The organism is Spirochaetota bacterium, assembly GCA_026415295.1.
Lineage (GTDB): Bacteria > Spirochaetota > JAAYUW01 > JAAYUW01 > JAOAHJ01 > JAOAHJ01.
Map to the genome: position 1 here is coordinate 97409 of JAOAHJ010000026.1, position 6896 is coordinate 104304.

Annotated in this window: 5 protein-coding genes; 3 read left to right on the plus strand and 2 right to left on the minus strand. The window is 21.4% G+C overall.

The features are described from left to right. Positions 1-122 precede the first annotated feature (122 nt). Entirely contained in the window at positions 123-1166 is a 1044-nt protein-coding gene (locus tag N3A58_06495) for a CBS domain-containing protein (protein MCX8059047.1), read from the plus strand. A gap of 102 nt (positions 1167-1268) precedes the next feature. Then, a complete protein-coding gene (locus tag N3A58_06500) occupies positions 1269-3377 on the plus strand; it encodes a radical SAM protein (GenBank protein MCX8059048.1) in 2109 nt (702 codons plus the stop codon). An 88-nt stretch (positions 3378-3465) separates the two neighbouring features. Here the strand turns inward: N3A58_06500 and N3A58_06505 are convergent, their stop codons facing one another. Together N3A58_06505 and N3A58_06510 are read right to left on the minus strand one after the other, a co-directional pair. Then, on the minus strand, positions 3466-4830 hold the full coding sequence (locus tag N3A58_06505) for a hypothetical protein (GenBank protein ID MCX8059049.1): 1365 nt from the start codon (positions 4828-4830) through the stop codon (positions 3466-3468). Positions 4831-4922: 92 nt separating this feature from the next. After that, positions 4923-6311: a hypothetical protein gene (locus N3A58_06510; GenBank protein ID MCX8059050.1), complete on the minus strand. Its 1389-nt coding sequence runs from the start codon at positions 6309-6311 to the stop codon at positions 4923-4925. Between the two features lie 296 nt (positions 6312-6607). Between N3A58_06510 and N3A58_06515 the strand changes: the two genes are divergently transcribed. After that, positions 6608-6896, plus strand: a 289-nt coding sequence (locus N3A58_06515; GenBank protein MCX8059051.1) for a hypothetical protein, incomplete at its 3' end; no start/stop codon positions are given.

Here is a 6896-nt window from a genome sequence, read left to right on the forward strand (position 1 = left end):
ATAAAAAATAATAAAAATAAAAAAAAAATAATATAAAATATTTTAAATAGAATTTTTTATCAAATTTTTTGAGTTTATATTTAAACATTAATCAATAAAAAAATTTACAAAAAGGATAAAAAATGGATGAAAAATTAAAAGACCAACAACCTGAAATAAAAGAAAAAATAGAAAATTATGATGAGAATAATATAACTTATATAATTAATTCTTCTAATTTAGCTGAACTAAACTTAGATAAAGATTATGATGATAATAAATCTGTTTCACCTGTTATGGAACTTTTGTACACATTGCTTGTTAAAGATGTTATGGAAATAGAAGTTGTACTTTTAAAAGATACATGGAATATTGAAAAAGTTAAAGAAGTAATGAAATGTTACCATATAACAGGAGCTCCTGTTGTAAACTCAGAAAATAAAATCGTTGGTATTATATCAATAGCCGATCTTCTTGATGCTCTTTCATCAAATGGATTACATGATCCTGTTACAAAATGGATGACCAAAAATGTTATAACCATTTCTCCAGATGTTAATTTAATTAAAGCATTTAATCTTATAGACAAATATAAATTTGGTAGAATTCCTGTTGTAGATAATGAGAGGCATGTTGTAGGAATTATTACAAATGGAATAATTATTAAAAAACTTCTTTATCAAATAGATGAAATGTCAAAAAAGACAGAATCAGAAATAAATGTTCTTATTCAAAAATTAAATCTTGTTAATGAAATTAAACTTGATAAACCTATTGAATTTAAATGGCCTCTTAAAAAAGGTGATTTTAACAATGCTGGAAAACTTTCATCTGAAGTTAAAAAACTTCTTAAAAAATTAAATATTGACAGAAACATAATAAGGAGAATTTCTGTTGCAACTTATGAAGCTGAAATGAATGTTGTAATTCATTCAGTAGGAGGCTATGCTTATATTTATATAGATAAAGACAAATTTCATGCTGAATTTATAGATGAAGGACCTGGAATTGAAAATATAGAACTCGCACTCCAAGAAGGTTACTCTACTGCACCTTCTATAGCAAGAGAACTTGGATTTGGAGCAGGAATGGGCCTTCCAAATATTAAAAAATCAGTAGATTACTTCGACTTAAAGTCTGCTAAGGACTCTCCAACAAATCTAACAGTTGAAGTTTATTTTAAATAGAAAACAAAATTAATTAAAATATAATAAATATTGTTTTTGATTTTAATTTAATATTAAAATAAAAATATAAAAATTAATATAAAATTTAATTGTTTTAATATAATGTATAAAATTCTTCTCATATCAACTCCTGTCCCTGAACCAATGAAATGGTTTTATAACACAAACTTTGCACTAATTCAGCACTATATTCAAGCTTTAATAAAGAAAAATATTATTAATAAAAAATTGTTCAACATTATTACTTTAAATGAAAATATTCTTGGAAGACTCAATAATGAAGGAATTATAAATTTAATCAAAAAATACACTCCAGATATTATTTTATTTTCTTGCTACCTTTGGAATATTGAAAGGTTTTTATATATATCAAAAAAAGTTAAAGAAATGTTTGGAAAAAATATCTTTACCATTTCAGGTGGACCAGAAATTAGAAAAGAAAATAATTTTTTATATAAAAACTTTTTAGAAGGATATAAATTTGATTTATATTTTGACTCTGACTATTTATTTGATCTACCACTATTTTTTAATAATATTGATTCAATAATAAAAAAATTTATTTTAAATAAAGACCCTCTAGAACCAATTTTTTTTTCAAAAATAAAGATATCTCTGTTTTATAAATCAATCAATGTTGAAAATATCGAAAATGTAAATAAAAAATTATTCAAATTTGAAAAATATTTTATCAATGAGATTTTCAAGATATTATCAGAAAAAAATTTTAATTCTAAGATAGTTTTTTGTGAAATAGAAAGGGGATGTTTTCAAAAATGCGATTTCTGTCAATATGCTAAGAATATCTATAAGCAAACTTCAATTGATGAAAATATATTTTTGAATTATATTTATAACATTATAAAAAATAATAAAAAATTAAAAGAAATCTACTTCTTAGCTCCAACTCTAAATTATAACAAAAATCTTTTTTATACATTACTAAATTATTTTATTAATCTCAATAATTCTTTTATTTTAGAAAACACTAACAATAATTTCTTAGAAAATAATAATAGAAAAAGCAAATCATATAGAAAAATTAAGCTTTTTGGTGAATTTAATCCATATATATTTAATGAAGAAGATATAAAGCTCTTATCAGACGCAAATTTTAAAGAAATTGAGATTGGAGTTCAATCTTTAAACTTTAATATAAAAAATAAAAATTTAATTTTTAATAAAGAAGAAAAATTAAAAAGTTTATTCTTATCATTAAAAAAATATAAAATCAAACCAATTATTGACTTCATCATAGGATTACCTGAAGATAATTACAATTCTTGGGTATCTACTATATCATATCTTGAAAATAATAATATGTTAAGAAATTCAAACTTTTATCATCTCCTTGTTTTACCAGGAACAAAAATTAGAGAAAAATTTGAAAAAAGTGGATTTAAATATTTAGATGAACCTCCATACTACGCAATAGAAACTTCAAATTATAATTTCGATGATATAAAAAAATTTTATTCTTATCTTGAATTTGAAAAAGATATATCATATTTTGAACCTTTTGAGTTTAATAAAAATTTTCCTTTTTTAAAAGTTAATATTACTAAAATAAATCAAATAGAATCTTTTTTTTATAATTTACAAAATATTAGTTACATTTCTTTCACTATTTTATTTGAAATTTCAATGCCTTTTAATTTAAATTTTTTTAATTCTTTTATCAATAAACTATATAAAATAATTATAAAAAAAAAAGAATGTTTTATAAAAATTTTTTTTTACTTTAATTATAATTATGATTTTTCAATTAATACTTTCCTAAATAAAAAAAGCAAAAAAAATGAAAATATTGAAAATACAAATATTAATCAAGAATTAAAAAATTCTGATTTGGAAAATATATACAAAATATTAATTGAATTTAAAAAAAATCTTTTTGGATATAAAAATTATTTTGATAAATTTCATGAATGTATAAATTACAATTCAGATGAAATCTTTTCAAAAAATATAACAATTTTAAGTACCTTAAACTTTATAGATCATTTTATAAAAATATTTTATCTAGATTTTAATACTACACTTTTTATAGAAAACTTTCTAAATATTAATAATAAGCTACAAAAAGCAAAAGAAATATACAAAGAATACGGATTCTTTTCCTATGTCGATAATGATATGTTAAAATCTTCAAGTAAAAATAAAGAGTTAAAAAAACTAATAAATAATATTGGTTTTATTAAAATTTTATAAAAAAACTTTATAAATCCTAATAAATTGTTCTTAAAAAAAATATTCAGGTTTCTTTTTGAAATATTCTATATTTAATAATAGTAAACAATTATATTTTAAACTCAATACTATTTCTTCTTTTTATAACTTCATCAAAATTTTCAAAGCCACCAACAGTTGCTAGTATTTTAAAAAGCTCCAACTCAAACTCCTCCAAAGTTCCCATATAATAAACAAAATAGGAAGCTTCATCCTTTGTTGCAGATATCGGCTTCAAACTTCTAAAACCTTTTGTTTTCATTATTGCTTGTTCAAACTCAAGTCTATTCTTTGTGGTTTGAACATTGTGTAAGACTACTTTATATCTTATTCCATCTTTAAAAGCTAAAAACATTTTATATTGTACTGATTTTATCATTTTTTCCATAACTTTTTTCACAGCATTATCAATACAAGCTCTTATAACAACATCAAATGATGAGTTTGAAAAGAGTTCATCAGAAATTCCTATCTCTTCCCCAAGGCCTCTAGCTGTTGCTGCTTCAAACATTTTTAAAGTTAAATTAACCTGAGCAATATATCTATTACTTTCCTGTCTTTTGTTAATAGCTATATCAACCACAGTATATACATCTGCCCCAATTCTATCAGCAACAAGTTGTAACTCAGAAACACCTCCTTGAGTTGCTAACCTTATTATCTCTGCATCTTTTTTTAACTCATTTATATAATCTGGATCAACATATTCTATATTTCTTGAAGAAAAAAAATTATTTATTCTAGAAACAGTAAACTTAAAATATTCAAGGTTCTCTTTGATCTTTGTTTCATCATAATAAACCATATATATCATGTTTTTAACATAATTTTTAACAATTTTTACTTCTTCTGGTTTCATTGAGTTTATAGCTTTCATAACCTCAACATCATCAATACCAAACAGATCATCAATAGTTGATTGAACTGACTGTGTAGTACTTGATGAAGATAAGCTAGTTGAAGATTGTTGATTCGATACCATATTTGAAGAACCTGTATTTAAAAGACCTATAGATATCAATGTATTTCTAATTTTTTCAATATTAATAACAATTTCCATTACAACATTTACAACTCCGCCTGAAGTATATTTATCTAAAATTTTATATTCAATAATAAATTTAAGAGGATTATTATAAATATTCTCAGTTATTTTTTTTATGTTTTCTTTTTCCCTTTGCTCACCTATAAATAATATAACATAATACTTACAAGCAAGCATATAAGCATTCATTTTAGCTTTATTAAAATCTGGATCTTGTCCAATAACTTTTACTCTATTTTCAGATTTCTGTTCTAATATTTGCCCTTGACTAACATTTTTTTCGTAATTATTAATTGAACAAGAAAATAAAGAAATGCTGATAAAAAAAATAAAAATAAGTCTTATCTTTATCTTTGATTTAATAAAATTTATTAAATTGATCTTTTTCATAAAAAATTCCTTACTTTTTTATTTAATTTTTTTATTTTATATTTAAATATTTTTTATTAACCGCTTTTTATTTAATTTCTGACTTTTTGTATTTATAATCTTAAATTATAAGACAATCTTATGAAAAAATCATTTATAGAAATAGGATTCTGTAAGAAATATTTATATTGATTTTTGTCTTTGTCAAAATAAATAATTTCATTAAATGGAACAAATATACAATATCCACCACTTAATAAAATAGAAGAATATGGAGATAATAAAAACTCAAAATTTAATAAAGCTCTAACCCCAAAAGTTCTTGAAGAATAAGAATTTTCAACTGAATATATTCCAAGATCGAGCAAACAAAAATTTAATTCAATAGAAGTAATAAGCCTTCTAATAAAAAAACTATAACCCATACCTCCAAAATAATTTATAAAAGGTAATTTATAAATATAAGCTTCGGCTCCAACTAAAAAATATTTATTAAAATCAAAATAAACTCTCAAATTGAAACCCCCTCCAAAAAGTGATGAAATCTCAGGAAGTGTTTGATCAGTAGCATAAATATTATAGGGAATGTTTACTTTTAATCCAGTTAAATAATAAGAATTATCAATTCCTATAGAAATATTTCTAACAAATTCTTTAATCTGGTCACCTTCTGTTATAGTTTGATTTTCAATCAATATAACCCCCATTGCAATATCTTTTGAAACACTTTTTATTCTTATTAAACCAACCTCTTTTTCAATAAACTTTTCTCCAATTTTTTCTTTTCCTACTACAATAAACTCATGTCCAGAAACAACTCCTACAAATTCCCCGATACTTATGTAAACCAAATTTCCTTCTCTTTTAATAATTCCTGCTTTTAGTTTAAACATATCAAGCTCATATACCTTATTCCTCAAAGTTGTTTGAAAACTATTAATGGATTTAAGCTCTGCATCTGAAATATCCTTTTCTGAATAAGATTTATCTTTTATTAAAATATCAGCTTCAATTTTATAAGACTCAACATTAATTATCTTAACATTAACTACTAGTTCACAAACATATCTTGTTTTATCCTGGCTTTTATCTAGATACTGTGAAAAATAACTTAAATTAGATACAACTATATAAAAAGATTGAGAAAATTTATATAGATCACTATAATTAATTACAAGATTACCAAAAATTGAATCCTGTTGCCCAGAATAACTATTTTCTCTTATCTGTTTTATCTTTAGAATTAAATCATCTATATAATTTAAATCCATCTGTAAATTTGGATAATAATAAACATTGAACCTCTTTGAGGAACCAAAAACATTTTCAATTGAACTATTTATTGATTGTAAGACACTATCTGGAACATTTGAAACTTTTGAAAAAATAGAAAAAATAACTACATCTTTCTTTTTATAATCCTCATAAGCCCATATCCTATGGTTAAAAATAAACAAAATAAAAAAAATAATTATTATTAATAAAATATTTCTGGGTTTCATATTTAACCTCACTAACATTAAATACATTAAAAATTAAATAATTTTTGTTATCTATTAAAATATATTAAATAAATAAATTATTAAAATATTTTTCTCACTATCTAAAAAATAACACAACTATTATTTATATCAACTTAACTTAAATTATAACTACTTATCTTAATTTTTTTTAACTTAAATTTTTAAAATTTTATTATTCAAAAGAGATAAAATTATGTTAAATTTATAAAAATGATATTTATTAGATATTAATTTTAAAATTAAAAATACAAAAAATATATAATAAAATATAAGAAATGGAAAACGCTTTACCAAAAAAAAAATTAAAAATATATCTTAAACCATTCTCTATTTATAAAAATATTGTTTATTTAAAAAATTCTTTTCATCACCTAACCCCAAAAGACTTTTTTATTTACAATAAAATTATTCTATCAAAATTAAAATTATTTGAATACCAAAATGACCCAGAAAAATTTAATAAATATATTGACAAACTATTTATAAAATATTTCAATGATTTTTATAAATTTAATTTTAAAAATATTTTATTTTTTAGTAATTTTAAACTTTTTAATTTTTTTT

Bases quoted from the DNA above. Each gene is read 5' to 3' on its own strand.
- N3A58_06495 (MCX8059047.1), top strand. From the start codon at position 123: ATGGATGAAAAATTAAAAGACCAACAACCTGAAATAAAAGAAAAAATA.
- N3A58_06500 (MCX8059048.1), top strand. From the start codon at position 1,269: ATGTATAAAATTCTTCTCATATCAACTCCTGTCCCTGAACCAATGAAA.
- N3A58_06505 (MCX8059049.1), bottom strand. From the start codon at position 4,830: ATGAAAAAGATCAATTTAATAAATTTTATTAAATCAAAGATAAAGATA.
- N3A58_06510 (MCX8059050.1), bottom strand. From the start codon at position 6,311: ATGAAACCCAGAAATATTTTATTAATAATAATTATTTTTTTTATTTTG.